Below are 19,682 nucleotides of genomic sequence, written 5' to 3'. Positions count from 1 at the left end.
GGAGACCGTGCCAGCTCCGGAGGCAGCTCCCATTCAGCACACCACCGCCGAGAAGCTGGCCGAGCTCCGAGCTCGCCTGGAGTTGGCCAAAGAGCCCGGTGGTGAGAAAGCCGCCGCCAAGCGCGACAAGAAGGGCATCCCGAGCGCCCGCGCGCGGGTGCACGCCCTGGTCGACCCGGGCACCTTCCTGGAAGTCGGGGCGCTGGCCAAAACGCCCAACGACCCCAACGCGCTCTACGGTGACGGCTGCATCACCGGACACGCCATGATCGACGGCCGGCCGGTCGGGGTGTTCTCCCACGACCAGACCGTGTTCCAGGGCACGGTCGGCGAGATGTTCGGCCGCAAGGTCGCGCGCCTGATGGAGTGGTGCGCGATGGTCGGCTGCCCGATCATCGGCATCCAGGACTCGGGTGGCGCGCGCATCCAGGACGCGGTCACCTCGCTGGCCTGGTACGCCGAGCTGGGCCGCCGCCACGAGGCTTTGAGCGGCCTGGTGCCGCAGATCTCCCTCATCTTCGGCAAATGCGCTGGGGGAGCGGTGTATTCACCGATCCAGGACGACCTGCTGGTCTCGGTGCGCGACCAGGGCTACTTCTTCGTCACCGGCCCCGACGTGATCCGGGAAGTCACCGGCGAGGACGTCACGCTCGACGAGCTCGGTGGTTCGGACGCGCAGGCCCGCTACGGCAACATCCACCAGGTGGTGAACTCCGAGGCCGAGGCGTTCCAGTACGTCCGCGACTTCCTGTCGTTCCTGCCGTCGAGCGCCGTCAGCGAGCCGCCGATCGTCAACCCCGGCCTGGAGCCGGAGACGACCCCGACCGATCTGGAGCTCGACACGATCGTGCCGGACTCGGACAACATGGCCTACGACATGCACGAGATCCTGTTGCGGATCTTCGACGACGGCGACTTCCTCGAGGTCGCCGCGCAACACGGGCCGGCCATCATCACCGGGTACGCCCGCGTCGACGGACGCCCGGTGGGCGTGATCGCCAACCAGCCCATGCACCTGTCAGGGTCGATCGACAACGAGGCCTCCGACAAGGCGGCGCGATTCATCCGGTTCTGCGACGCGTTCAACATCCCGCTGGTGTTCGTGGTGGACACGCCTGGCTTCCTGCCGGGCGCCGAGCAGGAGAAGAACGGCATCATCAAACGCGGCGGCCGGTTCCTGTACTCGGTCGTCGAGGCCGACGTGCCGAAGGTGACGATCACCGTCCGCAAGTCATACGGCGGCGCCTACGCCGTCATGGGGTCGCGGCAGCTGACCGCCGACTTCAACTTCGCGTGGCCGACCGCGCGCATCGCGGTGATCGGCGCGGAAGGGGCCGCGCAGCTGCTGATGAAGCGGTTCCCCGACCCCACCACGCCCGAGGCGCAGCAGATCAAGAAGGACTTCATCGAGGGCTACAACCTCAACATGGCGATCCCGTGGACCGCCGCTGAGCGCGGCTTCATCGATGCCGTCATCGACCCGCACGAGACCAGGCTGCTGCTGCGCAAGTCGATGAGACTGCTGCGGGAGAAGCAACTGTGGTTCCGCACGGCGCGTAAGCACGGTCTCATCCCGATCTAGAGATTGGCGGCGCCTGTCCAGGCAATAATCGACTTCGAAAAGTGCTAGCGCATCCGCTATCACGTTTCCCGAAGCATCTTCGATGCCGATACTCGACGATCACGCGACCAACGATCGCGGTAGCCCGAACCAGGGCAGCAGACTGTTGTCGAAGCGTGTCATCGCGCAGATCCGATCGCTCGCGAGGCCAAGGACATACAGGCCGACTCCGTGGCTGATTCCGGATGGGCGGCGCAGGTACGCGCCGAACGCGGGCTGACCGTTGGCTCGCGTCGGCACCAAGTCGAATCTGCGGCCCGCGGCGAAGAGCGACGCACAGAATCGGGCGACCACGTCTCGGCCCTCGTATTCGAACGGCATCGGTGGCATCGACATGAAGACGTCGTTGGTCAACAGAGCCACCAGCGCTTCGAGGTCCGCGGACTCCCACGCGTGGACGAACTTCGCCACCACCGTCTCCTCGACCGCTGAGCCGCGGTCGGGTGGCGGTTGACGGTCATGGGCGGCGGCCAGGCTGTGCCGCAGCCCGGTGCGCGCTCGCTTAAGGGCGCTCTTGACCGATTCCACCGTCGAGTTGAGCATGTCGGCCACCTCGGTCGTGTGGAATCCGAGGACGTCGCGCAACACGAGTACCGCGACCTGACGAGGGGGCAGGACCTGAAGGGCGACAATGAATGCCAGTGAGATGGCTTCGCTTTGCTCGTAGCGGGCTTCCGGCCCGTCAGGAAACGGTTCGAGCCAGACGATTTCACCGAGCCGGGTCGGCTCGGGGGGTTCGACATCGGGCACGTCCCAATCCTTGGCCGGGCGTCGGCTTGCCGAACGTCGGACGTTGAGACAGCGGTTTGTGGCGATCCGGTAGAGCCAGGTGCGCACCGAGGAGCGGCCCTCGAAACCCGCCAGGCCTTGCCACGCGGCCAGCAACGTGTCCTGCAGGGTGTCTTCGGCGTCCTGCAGGGATCCGAGCATCCGGTAGCAGTGCACCTGCAGCTCCCCGCGGTACGGGTCGATCAGCTCCCGGAACGCTTCGCCGTTCCCGGCGCGTGCCCTGGACAGCAGATCCTCGCCAAGCACCCTCGCGTCACCTCCGTTCGTGTAGACACCGACCCGACCGCACCCGGGGCGGTGTCTCTATTACATGGGAAAAATCATTGTCAGCGCGAACGTCTCGCTAGACGGCGTCGTCCAGGACCCGACCGGTGCCGAGGGTTTCAGGGTCGGTGGCTGGTTCGGCCAGATCGACAACACGGACCATGAAGAGTGGGCCAGGGTCGGCCTCGATGAGGCGCTAGGGGCTGAGGCCCTGCTGCTGGGTCGGCGGACCTATGAATTCTTCGGCGCGCGCTGGCCATCCCGCACGGGCCAGTGGGCGGACCGATTGAACGGTATGCCCAAGTACGTGGTGTCGGCGACGCTTCATGCCCCGGAGTGGAACAACACCACAGTGCTTACGGGAAACGCTGTGCGCGAGGCCACCGCGTTGCGCCGAAAGATCAAGGGACACATAGTCGTCTACGGGAGCTTCCAGCTGGTGCACACGTTGGTAGAACACGACCTGGTCGACGAGTTGCGGATGACAATGTTCCCGTTCGTGCTTGGCGTTGGCGAGCGCCTCTTCGGCGCCACCAGCGCTAAGAAGGACATGCGCCTTGCCGGGACGCGCACCGTGGGCAACGGCCTGGCGTCCCTTACCTACCGGCCCCGCGCCGGAACGCACCCTCGAGCAGTTCGTTGAAGCGGTCCAGTCGATGCTGACTCGACCGGACCGTTCGCGCTACTTGGTGGCTTCGACGAAATAGCCGCGAGGCGCCGTCGCCACGTCCATCGGCGCCGCCGGCGCATACCAGCGGCCGTACCGATTCCCGGGTTCCGCGACGTCGGTGACCGTTGCCGACCAGCCAAGGCGTTGCGCCAACCGGCCCGGCTCGTCGGTGCCGAAGAGCCACGGGGCGCCGTTGCGCGCCATCGACTCGAGCAGCGGCGCCATGGCCGCCGATTCCAGGAGCGTTTTGCCGACGACGTCGTAGAGCAGGACCGAGCCGGGCGCCGCGAGCGCGTCGACACGATCGAACAACGCATCCACCGCGGTCGTGTCCAGGTACTGCAACAGCCCTTCGATCAGCCACACCGTCGGCGCCGATGAATCCAGGCCGGCGGAGCTTATGGCGGCCGGCCAGTCGTCGGCCAGGTCGACGCTCACCGGGACGCGCCGGCACCGCGGCGGATCACCGGCAAGCAGACTGGCTTTTGCCGACAACACCTCCGGCTGGTCCAGCTCGTAGACGACGGTGCCGTCGGGCCAGGACAGCCGGTACGCACGGGCGTCCATGCCGGCAGCAAGGATGACGATCTGCCGGGCCTTCTGTGCGGCTCGCAGCAGCGCCTCGTCCCAGAATCGGGTGCGCACGACGATCTGCACGGTGGACCGTTCCCCGGTTTCGGTCAGGGCCGCCGCAAGCAACTCGCGTCCGCGGTCGCCGGCCAGCCGTTCGGCGAAGGGGTCGGCGAAAAGCCGGTCGTCCCGGGCGGTTTCGTGGGCGCGGATCGCCGCGACCAACAGGCCGGTGTCCGCGACCGCATCGAGGTTGTCCATGACGCCATCATCGGCGCTGCGCGGCGGTGCGGCTTGGATATTTTGGCCTCGTTCGCGAATCAGTCCGGCACCGCGCCCAGTTGGACATGTCCGGGCATCGACGATCGTCGCCGCGGGTACTGCGTGGGCGAAAAACCCGTGAACGAGCCGAACTCGCGCACGAAGTGGGGCTGGTCGAAATATCCGAGGTCGGCCGCGATCGCCGCGCCCCGCGCCGGGGTGCTGAGCGCGCGCAGGGCCGCCTGCAAACGGCGCACCCGAAGGTAGGCCTTCGGGGACAGTCCGACTTCGGAACGGAACAGCGCGGTGAACCTCTTACGTGAAAGGCCGGTCAGCAGTTGAGCTTTCGATACCCGCATGGACGGGTCGAGATCAGCGGAGCGCAATACCGACGCCAGCCGCGGATCCGGCCCTTCGGCGTGCGGGCGTATCCGCTGGATCAGGAACGTCTCCAGCAACGCCACCCGCCGTGATGCCGAGCCGGCCGCGCTGAGTTGCTCGCGCAGCCGCTCTGCGCTCGAACCCCACAGATCCTGCAGTCCGACGAGGGCATCCTCCAGGTCGCCCAGCGGATACCCGAGGAATGCCAAAGCACCCGCGGGCCGGAAATGGATGGTCATGATGCTGCGGTCGGGCCCGACCCGGATGACGTAGGAGGCCACGCCCGCACCGGCGGCGAACGCGGACGGGACCGTCATCGGTGTGTGGCCGTCGGAGGCGTAGAAGCCGAGGTCGGTGCGGCCATCGACGTCAATGATCGCGGTGACCGCTCCTCGCGGCAGCGCGCGGCTGGCGTGTGGGCCGGTTGCGCCTGCGCCGTCCCAGTAGCCGAAATACTCGATGTGCTGGGCGAGTTGGGGATTGGGTCGGTATAACCGGTGACTAGCCATTGCGCCTCGCCTATATCTTCAACGCGCCGTCCAGCAGTTCGTCGAAGCGCTCCAGCGCCTCGTCGGAGTCGGAGTCGATACCGCGCAGCGCCCCGCGATCGGCGAGATAGCGCTGCGCGTACAGTCGCGCGACGAGCGCCTTTCGCTCACCACCGCGCGTGGCGCGCTCCCAGGCCGCCTGCTCGATGAGCAACGCACCGGCATAGACGTCACCCATGAATTGGGCCAGCGCAAACAGCCGCGCCTCGGCCACCTGTCTGTCGAGCTTGGTCCATGCGGTGATCGCCGCGTCGAGGTCCTCGATCCGGCCGGCGACCAGCCGGGCGGCTTCGCCGTCGTCGGCGACCGACACCGCATCGCGCAGCCGGGCCAACAGCGTCTCGTGCGCGCGCGTCTGCTCGATCCCCCGTCGCACATCCAGGCACAGAATGTTGTCCGGGCCCTCCCAGATGGTGTTGACCTGAGCGTCACGCAGCAGCCGCGCTACCGGCCAGGTCTCGATATAGCCGTTGCCGCCGTGGATTTCGATCGCATCCGACGCCGCGGTGATCCCCAGCCGGCACACCTTGAGCTTGGTGACCGGCACGGCGATCCGTTGCCGCATGCTGCGCGGCTGACGATGGTTGGTGGCGCCGGTGCCGTCGAACACCAACGCCTGCGCGGCCTCGACGTCGACGATCATCTCGGCGAGTTTGCGTCGCATCAGCGGCTTGTCGATGAGCGCGCCGCCGAATGCCCGCCGTTGCCGGGCGTAGCACAGCGATTCGACCAGGGCGCGTCGCGCGTTACCGAGCCCGAACAAGGCGATGCCCAGGCGCGCGGCGTTGGTCAGCTCCATCATGCGTCCCAGCCCCTTGCCGTCCGACGGGCCGGCGGCGTCGGTGGGCTCACCGGACAGCAAAAACGCTTCGGCGTCAACGAATTCGACCTCACCGGACGCCACCGAGCGGGTGCCCAGCTTGTCCTTCAGCCGCCGGACCCGGACCCCGTTGCGCGAACCGTCGCGCCGCGTGCGCAGCACCAGGAAGTTGGCGACGCCCCGCGAAGTATCCGGCGCCCCTTCGGGTTTCGCCAAGACCACGAACGCCTCCCCGGCGCAGTTGGATGCGAACCACTTGAAGCCGTTCAGCAACCACGCTTGGCCATTTTCGCCGCTGACGCGTCGAGCGGTGGTTTCCAGCGCGCCCAAGTCGGAGCCGCCGGTGCGTTCGGTCAGCAGCTGCGCCGTCTCGCCGGCCCACTCGCCCGAGGCGAATTTAGCCAGCACGTGTTCGGCCACATCGGGTGGCGCGTAGGCGGCCACCAGCGACTGGACCATGCCGCCGCCGGTGCCCAACGCGCAACCCATCCCGATATCGGCTTGGTTGAGCAGGTAATTCGACGCGAACATCGGCAGCGACGAGCTGATCTTCGCCTCGCGTGCCTCGGTTCGCAGCGCCTGCTGGGCATCCAGAACCGCACGCTTGGACTGCGTGAAGGAGGCCGGCATCACGACCTCACTGATGTCGTGACCCCACCGGTCGTAGCGCTGCAGCTGCGGTGGGTTGCGATCGGTCTCTTCGGCCCACCGAGCCACCGGGCCGCCCATCAGTTCACCGATGCGCGTCAAGTGACGCTCGGCCAGTTCCAGTTCCTCGGGCTCGAGATAGTAGGCCATGGTGAATCGCAGCGTGGGATCGGTGAGGTACCAATTGAGGCCCACGGCTCCGCGGTAGTTCTCCGTCGCGTAGCGCTGGGATTTCTCATCGGTGGAAAACGGCAGGCGGTCCACCGCCTCGACGGCGTAGTCACTCATCAGTCAGACGCTACGCGCCGAGCGGGGCGGTCACCGAGTGTCAGCCGCCCGCGGCGGTGAGGAAGATCAGCCGGAAATTGCCGATCTGGAGCAGGTCGCCGTTGGTCAGCACCGCAGAGTCGACGGCGGCGCGGTTGAGATAGGTGCCGTTCAGGCTGCCGCGATCGACGACGCGGAATTCGCCATTCGCGGCGTGGAATTCGGCGTGCCTGCGGCTGACCGTGATGTCGTCGAGAAAGATGTCGCTGGCCGGGTGCCGCCCCGCGTTCATCACCGGCTGGTTCAGCTCGAACTTCGCGCCCACGTTGGGACCCCGCTTCACCACGAGCATGGCCGAGCCGCGGGCCAGCGTCGCGGCCGCCTCGGCGACGGCCGACGATGCGTCGATCTCGTCGTGCGGGTCGGCAGGCAGTACCGAACCGATGTCGCCGGTGGCTTCACCCGCCGCGATCGGTTGCTGCCTTGTCTCCTCGTTTGGCGCCGACACTGTTTCCTCTCGCCCCGTCGATACCTCCATCGCAGCATTTGCCGCGAGCGTCAAGATAGGGACCGAAGTCCCTGTTTCGCCCGGGGCGATTGTGCAGAGGTTGACGGCGTTGGTTTACGCCCGCACCGGCACCAGGAACTCGGACGTATAGAACTCGGCCGGGTTTTGTGAGTTCGCATTCGGCCGCTCGATAATCATCCATATGCCGGTCGTGCCCGGGTGCAGGGTGTCGGTAACGGTGGCCGTTCCGTTCCCCGCGCCGTCGAGATCCATGCCGGTAAACGCGGTCCCCGGGTCCCCGGGTCCGCAGGTCGACGAGGCCGGGCGGGGTTCTTCGATGATGCCGACGTCGTAATGCATGCCCGGCTCGGGCCCGTCGACCAGATGCACCTCGGCGACGGCCCGGTTCCCGCTGGTGCGGACGATTGCCGAACCGCTGCCGAGCATCGGGCCCGGCACCTGGGGTGCGATGGCGACCTTGCTGAAATCGCAACGCCGCAAGTAGTTGTCGAACGCGACGGTGGTGCCGCCGCCCTCGGCGGCCGCGGCCCCGATGGCCAAACTCGAGGACGGCGCGATCAGCAGCGTGACTGTGGCGGTGCAGGTTCCCAGGCGTGTCAGCGTGCGCATTCGGCCACCTTTTCCGACGTGTGAAATGGATCACAGCGGAATCAGTATTGACCAAAAAATGGCGCGGTTAAACCCCCGACCGGTAATTACTGCGCCGTTAATTCGGGCGCACTATTCAACTGATGAATAATGACACCGTAAAGCCATTTGGAAAGCCGTGTTTCGTTCGCTCGCTACGGTTTGATGCGGATCGGTCCGGGCGACCACCATCCGGTGCGGGTGGCGGTGCCCAGGTCGAGTTGCGCCGGGTGTGCATCGGCGATGGTGTCGAACTTGCGCAGCGATCCCCAGTCACGGCCCCAGTCATGGGACAGATACGTCGACATCACGTGGGCCCGCAGCAACAGGTCGGTGATGCCCAGCAGTCCACCGTTGACGCCGTCCTGCCAGGTGTCGGTGTCCTGCTTCTTGGCGTTGTAGTCCGGGGTGATGCGGAACTGCGGGATCTCGGTGACGCCATTGGAGTGCAGCATCGGCTGCTGGCACGGGAACGCCAGCCCGACGGCCCAGTCCATCAGCACCGGGCGCTTGGAGCCGACGTACTCCTGCAACGAGCGCAGCTCCGGCACCCGTGGCGGGGTCAGGGCGATCCAGTCGTCCGGTGTCAACGAAAGATCCTCGGCGACCACCCGCACCGCGACCGCGTCGGCGGGCATCGCCGAGCGCGCGAAGCGCAGGTTTCGCCACACCTTCGGCTGTTCGCCGTACAGGTCATAGGGCACCAGCCGGCCAGCCGGCTGCACCGCGCCGCCGGGGCCGGGCCTGCCGAATTCCAGTTCCACCGTCTGCCCGCTGGTGTGGCCGTGCAGGATGCTGTTGCCGGCGATGGTGCCCGCGGCCGTCACCACCACCAGCGGGTGTCCGTCATCGAGCTTGGGCAGCTGGTACCACGCCGAGGTGAGCCGGCTCTGCTGCTGCGCGCCGGTGGTGTAGCTGCCGGCCAGCGGCACCCTGCTGGGATCGAGGCCATAGGGCAGCGGCACCGTCGAGCCGTTGACGCCCGGGGTCTTCAGCTTGGTCGGCGCATCCCAGTCGTAGTCGGTGCCGGGCTGCGCCACCTCCGTCTCCTTGACCGACTCGGCCAGGGTGCGGTCCGGCACGCCGTTGGGCGTGAAACCCGTTGGGCTGGCCCCACCCAACGGCCCGAGCGGGCCGTAATTGTCCGGCTCTCCTGTTTTGAAAGGCGCCATGAAACCGGCGTTGCTGTCCGGCTCGACGAGCACGTCGTCGGCCAGTCCGCAGCCGCCGCTGAACTCCCGCAGGTTGTCCCAGGCGTTGGAGTAGGTGGGGTACTGACGCACGATGCCCGCCACCATCGACGCGATGAACACGAGCGCCATGAAGCCGGCCGCGAGGGGGATGGGCGCGGCGGTCAGCGCCCGCGCCAGCCGTCCTTCGCCGCGGTCCCGGGGCGCGAAGTGCAGGTACGCCGCGTACAGCGCGACGATCACGAACAGCGCGAAAAAGACTGCGCTGACGCTGATTCCGTGGAACCTCGGCATCACGTTGTTGAACGGGACGCCGAAGCTCGACACGTACCACCAGCCGTTCGTGGTGGCGAAACACAGCGCCAGCACGAACAACAGCGCCGCCAGGAAGGCCGTGCGGTTACGCGACCAGCGCAAGCTCTCGTGCGACACCAGCACCGTCGTCAGCGCGGCCATCGCCGCTCCCACCGCGGCGAACAGCCCGAAGTGGTGCACCCACTTGGTGGGGGTGAACATCAGGAAGAACATGGTGCCGAAGATGACGCCCATCAGCCGCCAGGCCGGCCCGCGCGCAACTCCGGGAATTCGCTTGCGCCGCAACATGATAAAGACGGCGGTGAAGAGGCACAGCGCGGCGATCAGGAAGCCGAAGCGGCGCGACAGCGAGCCGTCGACGGTGGGCAGGATCAGGTAGTAGTAGCGCAGGTTCTCGGTGTACCAGGCCTGGCTGGGGCCGATCGAGGTGCGAATCCTGGTGGCTTCCAACACCGTTGACAGCGTCTGATCGGCGAACACCACGGTCAGGATGACCGTGCCGGCGGCCAGCATCGGCGCCACCAGCGGCCAGGTGCCGACCAGGCGATGGCGTTTCACCAGAATCCGCAGGATCGGGCGGCCGCCGGCGACCAGCGCGGCCACCGCGATCAACCCGGTCGGCTGCACCCCGAGGGTGAACGCCGCGGTGATGACCGCTAGCGCGGCGGGCGTCAGCCGGCTGTAGCGCATGGAGCGCTCGATCAGCACGTAGGTGATCAGCGACCCGACGGCGATGATCGGCTCGGGGCGCAGGCCGTTGTCGAACGGCATCCAGGCCGTCAGCAGGACCATGCCCGCCGCCCAGTTCGCCGCCTTGCTCGCGGCCACCGCGGGTCCCAGCCGCGGCAAAACTTCCCGCGACAGCAGCAGCCAGCACACGATTCCGGCGATCAGGTCCGGCAACCGCATCCACAGGCTGGCGTCGGTGACGTGGGTCATCAGCGCCAGCAGGTTGTAGTACCAGCCGAAGGGGTCCTCGGGGCTACCGAACCAGCGGAAGTAGTTCGACATGTAGCCGGCGCGGTCGGCGACGCGGGCCATGCCCAGGATGTAGCCGTCGTCCGACGAGTTCGCCCCGATCACGTGCCACAGCACGAAGCCGGAGATCACCGTCACGTCGGCCAGGGTGAACGTGCGCCAGTTCGCCGGAATGAGCCGGCGCATCCGGTGACCGTCCAGCTGATCGAGGCGCCACAAGGCGATCAGGGCGACGATGGTGGACACGATGGCCAGCACCATCGCGGCCAGCTTCAAAGTCGTTGGGGTGGTGGAGAACCGGGTGTCGATGGTCGCCGAGAGACCCAGACCCGCCGGGGCCGGTCCGCTGAGGTCGGTGAACACCCCGACGATCTGCGGCCGCAGGTTCGGGTCGGGGAAGCCGCCGCCGAGCGGTTTGCCCGCTGGATCGGTCAGCCCGACGAACGTGGCATAGGCGCCCGCCTTGGTCGAGGTGATCTCGATGCGCTGACACTGCGCCGACTCCACCTGATCGCGGGCCGCGCTGGCGATCACCACGTTGCGGTCGGTGACGTCGACGCGCTTGCCGTTGACGACCACGAACAACGCGTTGAGCGCGGCGTCCTTGCCCTTCTTGGGCGCCGTGCTGAGCACGACCCCGCCCTCGGGTGGCAGGCCCCGCACCACCGAGCACGGCACGGTCACGTGCACGTCGACCGGGGTGAGCGAAATCAGCGGCGCGGCAACGCTGTTCAGTTGGCCGTTCTGCGGCCAGTTCAGCGTTGCGGTGGTCTGCACGACGGGCAGCAGCGGGGTCGCGATCGACAGGATGAAACCGATCAGCCCGGCGATGGTCGCGACCCAGCGCGTCACGCGCACGTCTTGACGGGGTGCCGCCTTGTCTTCGCGGTTGTCGACGCTCGTGACGCTCATTTGCTGGTCGGTTCGCTGCCCGTCCCCCGCAAGCGGGAGGTGCCCCCCGCGCCCGGCTTCGCCGCCCTTGCGATCGCTCATGGCAGCGCCCGAATCGGTCCCTGCCGGCTCCAGCCGTGCACTGTCATCACACCCTGTTCGATCGCGGCGTCCGGCGCCTGATCAGCCGGCACCAATCGGAAGTACTGCTCCAGCGATCCCCAGTCGCGATGCCAGTCGCCACGCAGGTACGTCGCGATCGTCGAGGTGCGCAGCATCGCCTGGGTGATCAGGAACGGACCCCCGTCCTCGCTGGCCTCCCATCCGTTCGACGACGCCGCCGTCTGCTTGTGATCGGGCAGGATGCGGTACGCCGGAAGTTCGGCAACGCCAAGGTGTTCCGAGAACGGCCGCTGGCACGGGAAGTTCGCGGCCGTCGCGATGTCCATCAGCACGGGCGTCTGCGACCCCATCAACTGCTGCAGGGTCTGCAGCACCGGCACGCGCGGCGGCGTGACCGCGAACCACTGATCCGAGCTCAAGTTCGGGTCGTACGCGACGATGCGAGCCACGTTCGCCTCCGGCGGCGCCCAGGTCAGCGGAAACCGCAGGTTGCGCCACGCCGGCTCCGGCCCGATGTCGATCGGATACACCTCTCCCAGCGGCTGGGTGGTGGCGTCGGGACGGGCCAAGTCGCGGTGGCCCCACTGCAGCTTCAGCTGCTGCCCATAGGTGAAGGTGCCATCCTCCTTGTACGACCAGATGGCACCGGCCGCCGTCACCACCACGATCGGCCGGTCCGGGCTACGCGGCGGCAGCTGGTACCACGCCGAGGTAGCGGTGGCGGCCAGCGAATTCTCGCCGTAGCTGCCCATCACCGGCGTGCGGGCCGGGTCCAGTCCGAACGGCAGCGCGGCATGTGACCCGTTCACCCCGACCGGCCCCCTTCCGCCGGCCGTGCCGGCGGAGTCGCTCATGGTGGCATTGGGTTTGTTGGGCGACCCGGTGGAATTCACCACGCCCGGCTTGGTCACCACCGGATACGACCTCAAGTCGTCGCCGACGCCGTCGGGTTTGAAGCCGACCGGGTTGACACCGCCCAGCGGGCCGTCGGGACCGAACGTCTGCCCGGGCGCCGGCGCCAGCATGCCGGCGTTGGGGTCGGGCTCGGCCAGCACGTCGTCGGCCATGGCACAGCTGGTCTTCGCGAGCCCCGAAGTGATCGCGGCGAGGTTGGCCTTGCCGGTGGTGTAGAGGGGATAGCGCAACACCGCGCCCTTGGTCAGCGAGGCGACTTCGCCGACGACCATGATGGTCGCGACCACCAGCAGCGGGGTCGACGCCAGCACCCGGTTGCGCCGGTTGTCCTTGACCTCGGTATGCCCGGCGTAGTCCATCCGGAAGTGCTGCCAGGCGGCCAGCAGGCCGGTCGCGATGGACAGCGCCAGGAACATCGACGTGACCGGGTGGCTGGCGATGACCGGCTGGATGTCGTACCAGGGCACCCCGTAGTTGCCGACGTAGAACCAGCCGTTGACGCCCGAGGTCGCGACCGCGAGCACGAACAGCAGCGCCGTCACGTACAGCGTCAGGTTGCGGCGGTTGTGCAGGCCGATCCGGGCCAGGGCGAACGCGGTCACCGCACCCAGCGCCCCGGCCAGCCCGGCGAACGCGCCGAACTGGACCGCCCACTTCGTCGGCGTGAACGTCAACAGCAGCAGGCCCAACGCGCATGTGCCGATCAACCGCCACGCCGGACCGCTGGCCACGCCCGGGATCCGGCCCCGGCGCAGCAGGGTGACCAGCATCCCGAACATGCACAGCAGCAGCACCAGCACCGCGAATCGCCGCGCCATCGATCCGTCGGGGTTGGATTCCACCGTGAGGAAGTAGTAGCGCAACCAATCCTGGTACCAGGCGATGGTGGGGCCCACCTTGTACTTGATCCGGGCCGACTCGCCGACCGTGGCCAGCGTCTGGCTGCGGAACACCACCAGCAGGATCAGCGACAGCGAGGCCGCCAGCACCGCCAGCGGAGCCAGCAAGCCATCGGTCGCCCGGCGGCGCCGGATCGTCTGGGCGACGGCCCGCGCCCCGGTCAGCAGCGCGGCGACGGCGATCAGGCCCTGCGGCGCGAGCGTCGCGCTCAGCAACGCCACGATGACGGCCACCGCCGCGGGCGCCAACCGCCGCAGCGCGATCGCACGTTCCATCAGCATCCAGGTGATCAGCACGCCGAGGGCGATCAGCGGTTCGGGGCGCAGACCGTTGTTGAACGGCAGCCACGCCGCCACGAATACCGCGCCGGCGGTGAAGACCGCGACGCGATTCGCCGCGAGGCCGCCGCGGCCCGGGCCGAGCCGGCGCAGCACCCAATGGCTGATGATCAGCCAGCACCCGATCGCGGCCACCGTGGCGGGCAGCCGCATCCAGACGCCGGCCGTGCTCACCGAGGCCATCTTGGCCAGCAGCCCGAGGTACCAGTCGAAGGGCGCGTCCGTGGCGCCGAAGTAGCGGTAGTAGTCGGCGATGTAGCCGGCGCCGGGGGCGACACGCGCGATGGCCAGGTTGTAGCCGTCGTCCGACGAGGTGGCGCCGATGATGTGCCACAGCAGCAGCGTCGCGATCACCCCGGCGTCGGCGATCCACGTCGCGATCCCCACCCGGCGCCAGTTGGCCAGGCGCGTGCCGGGGCGGTATCTGGAGAGCCACGCGATGGGGGAGCGCCAGTTGAGCAGCGCGCTGCTGCCCCGGCTGCGGCGGTCCAGCACCGCGAGCGCGACGATGGCCGTTAGCACCGCCAGGGCGCCCAGGATCATCACCACTTCCTTGAGGACGGTGGGCGCGGTGATGAATCGGGTGTCGATGTCGATGCGGGCCGACAGGCCCGGTCCCGCGGGCACCTTCATGTCGGTGAAGATGCCGCCGACCTGGGGCTTCTTCTCGGCGGGCAGCACGCCGGAGGCGCCCGGTATGCCGACGAAATCCGCGCCCGACGCGCCGGCATCGGCCCAGACGTGCAGCACGCTGCAGGCCCCGGCGGCGGCCGCCGAGCGTTGTGCGACCGTGGCCACGGTGTCCCGGAAAGCGACGACGACCACGTCGGTGTTGGCCCGCACGAACAGCCCGTTCTTCCCGGCGTCTATGCCGCCGGGCGGCAGGGTGGAGACCACCAGCCCGCCGGCGGCGGGCAGGGTGGCGATGTCCGGGCAGGGGATGGAGATGTCCAGCGCGCGGGGCGCCCCCGACACCAGGGGAGCGGTGATCTGGCTGACGTGCCCGTCCGTGCTGCCCTGGGGCCACAGGACCGTTGCGGTGGTCTGTTTCACCGGAAGCAGCGGGACGGACAGGCACAGCAGCAGGCCCACGATCCCCGCGATGGCGGCCACCGACCGGGGGATCCGCTGCGATCGCTCTTTACCGTCGTGGGGCACGAGGCTCGATCGTAAGCGACGCGGCTTTGTCCGATGAGGACGCGGGGCCGCGCAGCGCCTCGGCGACGGACCTTAAGTCACCGAACGCTATCCGCGGACGCGGTCCGCCAGCGTGGCAACCCCGGGCCCGGTCAGGTCGGCCAGGGCGGCCGCGCGCCCGGCCATGGCCAGCAGGAGCGCCTCGCCGGAGCCGGTCACCTCGGGCCCGTCGCCGTGCGTCCACTCGACATCGGTGGCGCGCAGGCGCAGGCCCCGGATCCGGCGTCCCGCGCCGAGTCGGGGATTACCGGGCACCAACGGCAAGATTCGCGCGAGCCGATCGGATGGCACGTCGCGCGGCCGGCCAAGCGCGCGCCGAATGTCCTGGTGATGAATGGTGCCGTCGACGAGCGCGATCATCCCGCCGAAACCCGCTGTCAGGCCCCGCGGTTGGAGGTGGCTGCGCAGGAATTCCAGCAGCTGTGGTGGGGTCAGGGCCGCGAATTCGTCGACGCCCACCTGGTTTGCCCGCACGATCCAGCCTTTGGCGAACCGTTTGAGCAGCCCCAGCGCGCCCAGCTCATCGTAGCTGATCACATGCGCGACAACGTCTTTCACGCTCCAGCGGGTGCACAGGGTGGGCGCACTCCAGTCTTGCGGTGTCAGGGTGGCGAGGAAATCCGCGAGGTCGGCCCGCTCCTCGCGCGCCATGGCCATCAGGTCGGAGCTCATCGCGGACCACCGCCGCTGAACAGTCCCGCAAAACGACGCAGGTACAACGGCCAACCCGCGTCGCCGTCGACGCCGTCGGCGACGGACTCCCAGCCCGTCCCGTGCCGGTCCAGATGGCGGTGCTGCAGTTCGACCCGGGTGCGTTCGTCGGACTCGGCGGTGAAGCGCACTTCGACCTCGCTTGCCTTCGCCGGGTCGGTTTCCACCTGCCACGTCGGACCGATGTCCCAGCTGAACGTCACGCGGTGGGGCGGCTCGTAGACCAGGATTCGCGCCCATCGGCACACGCTGCCGTCGACGCCTCGGTCGTAGATATGGCCGCCCACGTGGGGTTCGAACACCGTCTCGGCGATCGGGACCGCCAACAGATTGTGCTCGGGCGGCTTGAAGGGGCCGAAGCGTTCGGTAAAGACGGCAAACGCGCGCTCGATGGGGGCGTTGACGACGACGTGATGGTTGACGTCGGGGGTCCGCTGCGTCATGTTTCTCCTTCGTTCATCTCGTCGATGGTCTGCGCGTAGCCGGCCAGCGCCTGCGTCCAGAACCGGTCGAGGTCGGCGCGCAATGCCTGCAGACCGGTGGGGTCGAGCTGATAGACCCGACGGGTTCCCGCGGCGCGGTCGCGCACCAGCCCGGCGGACTTGAGCACCTTGAGATGTTGGGACACCGCCGGCCTGCTGACCGGCAGGGCGCGGGCCAACTCGCCGACCGCCGACGGCCCGTGGGCAAGCCGCTCCACGATGGCCCGTCGCGTCCCGTCCGCCAGGGCCAGCCAGACGTCACCCGTTTGGTAAGTGACCACGAACCGTAAGTGTAGACTTACCGATGGCGCAGGTCAAGGGTTGCCAGCGGGCCTATGCAAGACTGGCCCACCCGCGTGTCGCGCGGACCTCGAGATTCGTTGTGCGCCTTAGTGTCTCAGCGGCGCCGGGCCCCATAGGCCGCTGCGCGTCGCCGTCCCCAGCAACAGGTGGGCGGGTTCGGCGTCGGGGTAGTAGGGCGTCAGCCGTTGCAGCGAGCCCCAATCGCGCGACCAGTCGTCCTTGAGATAGGTCGCCATGGTGGTCGCCTTGGTCAACAGCTCGGTCACGCCCAGCGGGCCGCCGCCGTTGTTGTCCATCACCGGTGAGTTGGCCTCGGCGCCGAATCGGTCCGGCAGGATGCGCCACTTCGGAGTCTCGTCCACGCCGTTCTGGTGGCCGAACGGTCGCTGGCAGGGGAAGGCCAGCCCGACGAGCCAGTCCAGGAACACCGGGTCGGTCGAGCCCACCACGTCCTGCAGCGTGCGCAGCTGCGGAATCCGCGGCGCGGTCAGTGCTATCCAGTGCTGCGGAGCCAGGTCTTCGTCGTCGGCGACCAGCCGAATCTGGGTGGCGGTACTCGGAATTGCGGACATCGCCAGCCGCAGGTTGCGCCAGGCCGGTGACGCGCCCACGTCCGCGAATTGGAGCGAACCGCCGGGGTGTCCGCCGGCCGCCTGGTCGTCGGTGGCCCACTGCACCTGCACCTCGCGGGGGTCGAAGCGACCGGCCGCGCTCACCACCAGCAGCGGCCCCGCCTTGTCCCGGGCGGGCAGTCGGTACCAGCTGGACCGCAGGTGCGCGGGTACCTGGATGCCGGAACGCCAGCTGCCCAGCACCGGTGTGCGCGCGGGGTCGAGGTAGAAGGGCAGCTGGGCGGACGATCCGTTGATTCCCGGTGCGGGGGTGGTGCCGCCCTCGGTGCCGGCCTGGTTGCTGCCGGTCTTCTCCTCGTCGTTGACGAAGCTGCGGTCACCCGGGCGTTCCATCACCGGGTCCGCGCGCACGTCGGCGGGAATCCCGTTGGGCGTGAAGGCTTCCGACATGCCGGCGCCGAGGGCGTCCGCCGCCGACGCGTTGACCGGCGTCAGCATCCCGGCGTTCGGGTCCTGTTCCACCAGCACGTCCTCGGCCAGCCCGCAGGACTTGCCGGTCAGGGCCTGCAGGTTGGAGCGGCCGACCGACCATGCCGGATACTGGTCGGTCATCGCCAGGGTCAACGATGCGACCTCGAACACCACCAGCACCCAGGTCGCAATTGCCAAGGGCGACTGGACGATTCCGGCCGCGCGGGCGCCCAGGCGGGTCTTGGGCGGACCGTTGTCCGGGTCGACGAAGTGGAACCACGCCGCCAACAGCAGCACCACGACGGTCATTGCGAGCAACGCGGTGGCGAAGGCGTAATGCCAGGCCGGGAACTCATTCGACCACGGCACACCGAAATTCGATACGTACCACCAGCCGTTGACGCTTGCGAACGACAACGCCACCAGGAACAGCACGACCGCGGCAAACACGGTGCGGTTGCGCCGCGAGCGCATCGCCACCGACGTCACCGCGACCGCCGCCAGCGCGCCCAGCGGCCCGGCCAGTCCGGCGAACACCCCGAAGTGGTGGGTCCATTTGGTGGGCGTGAACATCATCGCCACGAAGGAGATGATGGTGATCCCGACGATGCGCCGGCTGGGCCCGGTGGCCGTGCCCGGAATCCGGCCCTTGCGCAACGACATCGCGACCGTGATCCCGAGGGCGAGAACCAGCGCCAGCACGGCGAATCGGCGGGCGACCGACCCGTCGGGACTGGCCATGAACAGCCGCTCGTAGCGGATGTGTTCGTCGAACCAGCTGAGGCTGGGCCCGACGGCGCGCTTGAGCATGGTCGCCTGGATCTCACCGGTCAGCGTCTGATCGCGGAAGATCAGGATGACGGTGACGGTGACCGCCGCCAGCAGGGGCGCGATCAGCGGCAGCGCGCCGAACCGCTTGGAGCGGCGGTGCAGGATGGTCCGCAGCGGCCCGATCGCGACCAGCAGCGCGCCGATCGAGGCGATGCCCGTCGGCCCGGAGAACAGAGTCAGCGCGCCGATGATGCAGGCGATCGCCACCGGCAGCAGCCGGCTGGTCGCCACCGCGCGTTCCACCGAGCACCAGGTCAGCAGGATGCCCAGCGCGATGATCGGCTCCGGGCGCAGGCCGTTGTCCAGCGGCAGCCAGACGGCCAGGAACATGCCCGCCGCGGTCCAGGCCGCGGCCCGGTTCTGTTTGACCGCGTGGCCCAGCCGGGGCATGACTTCACGGCTGATGACCCACCAGCACGTCAGCGCCATCGCGAGGGTGGGCAGCCGCATCCAGACGCTGGTGGTGCTCACGTGTGCCCACAGCGCCAGCAGGTCGTAGTACCAGCCGAACGGCGCCTCGGGAGTGCCGAGCCACCGGTAGTAGTTGGCCATGTAGCCGGCGTGCTCGGATACCCGGGCCATGGTCAGGATGTAGCCGTCGTCGGAGGTGTTGGCGCCGACGAAATGCCACCACACCAGCACGGCGATGACCAGGGCGTCCAGCCCGCCGATCGACCACCAGCGGGCGGGCAGGAAGCGGCGGTGCCGGGTCCCGTCGGCGGTGTCGAGGACGTGCAGGGCGACCAGGGCGGCGGCCGTGAGCACCAGCCCGAGGATCATCGCGGCCATCTTCAGCGGCGTGGGGCTGCTGCTGTAGCGGGTGTCGATGGTCGCCGAGAAATTCAGGCCCGACGGCGCCGGTCCGCTCAGATCGGTGAAGACGCCGACGATCTGGGGCCGGAAGTCGTAGCCGCTCTTCTCGCCGCGCAGCGGCGAGCCGGGATGCTCGGCGTTAGGCCCCTGGGTCAGCCCGACGAACTCGGCGGTGACCCGGTCGGCGTGTGCGGTGAAAGTCAACCGCTGGCAGGCCGGGCTGAGCACCTGGCGCAGTGGCGCGGTCACCACCGGGACGTTGCGCACCACGAGCACCAGGTCGTTGTTGGCGCGCACGATCAGCAATCCCCGGTCGACGGCCTTGGGTGCCTGCTTGGGCACCGTCGACAGCAACACCGTCTTGCCGCCGATCAGCCCGGCGGCGGCCTGGCACGGGACGGTGACGGTCAAATCCGTGGCGACGTAGCCGATCAGCGGTGCGTCGACGCTGCCGAAGGTGCCGTTCTGCGGCCAGTTCAGTTGCGCGGTGGTCTGGTCGACCGGAAGCAGCGGGGTGGCGATCGCCAGCAGCACTCCCAGCAGCCCGGCGACCGAAGCGACCAGCCGGGCGATCCGGTGATTCGCTTCCCTGTCGTTCACGGAGCTAGATGCTAGTTCTTCGGCCCTTTGCGGCGCAGTGTCGGTGCTCATCGGCAG

At 68.4% G+C, this 19,682-nt stretch carries 14 protein-coding genes; 2 read left to right on the top strand and 12 right to left on the bottom strand.

The genetic code is table 11. From position 1 onward, the window contains the following. Nucleotides 1-7 precede the first annotated feature (7 nt). Entirely contained in the window at nucleotides 8-1,582 is a 1,575-nt protein-coding gene (locus tag AC5Y30_RS06450; protein WP_499917658.1) for an acyl-CoA carboxylase subunit beta, read from the top strand. A 99-nt stretch (nucleotides 1,583-1,681) separates the two neighbouring features. On the opposite strand, the gene AC5Y30_RS06445 is transcribed toward AC5Y30_RS06450, so the two are convergent. Then, entirely contained in the window at nucleotides 1,682-2,656 is a 975-nt protein-coding gene (locus tag AC5Y30_RS06445) for a sigma-70 family RNA polymerase sigma factor (RefSeq protein ID WP_499917262.1), read from the bottom strand. Between the two features lie 64 nt (nucleotides 2,657-2,720). Between AC5Y30_RS06445 and AC5Y30_RS06440 the strand changes: the two genes are divergently transcribed. After that, a complete protein-coding gene (locus AC5Y30_RS06440; RefSeq protein ID WP_076055668.1) occupies nucleotides 2,721-3,317 on the top strand; it encodes a dihydrofolate reductase family protein in 597 nt (198 codons plus the stop codon). 39 nt (nucleotides 3,318-3,356) lie between these two features. Here AC5Y30_RS06440 and AC5Y30_RS06435 read toward each other — a convergent pair whose 3' ends face one another. From AC5Y30_RS06435 to AC5Y30_RS06385, 11 genes are all read right to left on the bottom strand, one after another. Further along, nucleotides 3,357-4,175 (bottom strand): SAM-dependent methyltransferase, encoded by an 819-nt coding sequence (locus tag AC5Y30_RS06435; RefSeq protein ID WP_499917261.1) that lies wholly within the window; start codon nucleotides 4,173-4,175, stop codon nucleotides 3,357-3,359. 59 nt (nucleotides 4,176-4,234) lie between these two features. Next, nucleotides 4,235-5,065: a helix-turn-helix domain-containing protein gene (locus AC5Y30_RS06430; RefSeq protein ID WP_499917260.1), complete on the bottom strand. Its 831-nt coding sequence runs from the start codon at nucleotides 5,063-5,065 to the stop codon at nucleotides 4,235-4,237. A gap of 10 nt (nucleotides 5,066-5,075) precedes the next feature. Beyond that, complete coding sequence (locus tag AC5Y30_RS06425; RefSeq protein ID WP_499917259.1) at nucleotides 5,076-6,860, bottom strand: acyl-CoA dehydrogenase family protein; 1,785 nt, start codon at nucleotides 6,858-6,860, stop codon at nucleotides 5,076-5,078. 40 nt (nucleotides 6,861-6,900) lie between these two features. Beyond that, nucleotides 6,901-7,377 (bottom strand): FHA domain-containing protein, encoded by a 477-nt coding sequence (locus AC5Y30_RS06420; protein ID WP_499917258.1) that lies wholly within the window; start codon nucleotides 7,375-7,377, stop codon nucleotides 6,901-6,903. An 84-nt stretch (nucleotides 7,378-7,461) separates the two neighbouring features. Next, nucleotides 7,462-7,977, bottom strand: coding sequence for a hypothetical protein (locus tag AC5Y30_RS06415; RefSeq protein ID WP_499917257.1), 516 nt, complete (start codon nucleotides 7,975-7,977; stop codon nucleotides 7,462-7,464). Nucleotides 7,978-8,150: 173 nt separating this feature from the next. Then, nucleotides 8,151-11,390: an arabinosyltransferase domain-containing protein gene (locus tag AC5Y30_RS06410; protein WP_499917256.1), complete on the bottom strand. Its 3,240-nt coding sequence runs from the start codon at nucleotides 11,388-11,390 to the stop codon at nucleotides 8,151-8,153. Between the two features lie 77 nt (nucleotides 11,391-11,467). Then, nucleotides 11,468-14,803, bottom strand: coding sequence for an arabinosyltransferase domain-containing protein (locus AC5Y30_RS06405; protein WP_499917255.1), 3,336 nt, complete (start codon nucleotides 14,801-14,803; stop codon nucleotides 11,468-11,470). An 87-nt stretch (nucleotides 14,804-14,890) separates the two neighbouring features. Next, complete coding sequence (locus tag AC5Y30_RS06400; RefSeq protein ID WP_499917254.1) at nucleotides 14,891-15,514, bottom strand: maleylpyruvate isomerase family mycothiol-dependent enzyme; 624 nt, start codon at nucleotides 15,512-15,514, stop codon at nucleotides 14,891-14,893. Then, nucleotides 15,511-15,996: an SRPBCC family protein gene (locus tag AC5Y30_RS06395; protein ID WP_499917253.1), complete on the bottom strand. Its 486-nt coding sequence runs from the start codon at nucleotides 15,994-15,996 to the stop codon at nucleotides 15,511-15,513. Before AC5Y30_RS06395 ends, AC5Y30_RS06400 begins: the two co-directional genes overlap by 4 nt. Further along, entirely contained in the window at nucleotides 15,993-16,316 is a 324-nt protein-coding gene (locus AC5Y30_RS06390; protein WP_499917252.1) for an ArsR/SmtB family transcription factor, read from the bottom strand. Before AC5Y30_RS06390 ends, AC5Y30_RS06395 begins: the two co-directional genes overlap by 4 nt. A gap of 108 nt (nucleotides 16,317-16,424) precedes the next feature. Continuing rightward, nucleotides 16,425-19,676 carry an arabinosyltransferase domain-containing protein gene (locus AC5Y30_RS06385; protein WP_499917251.1) on the bottom strand — a complete coding sequence of 1,084 codons (3,252 nt, stop codon included), beginning with the start codon at nucleotides 19,674-19,676 and terminating at the stop codon, nucleotides 16,425-16,427. Between the last annotated feature and the right edge of the window lie 6 nt (nucleotides 19,677-19,682).

It is taken from the genome of Mycobacterium sp. NGS27, assembly GCF_059813005.1.
Note: the sequence above shows the minus strand (reverse complement) of the source record. Positions and strands in the feature narration are given on the sequence as shown.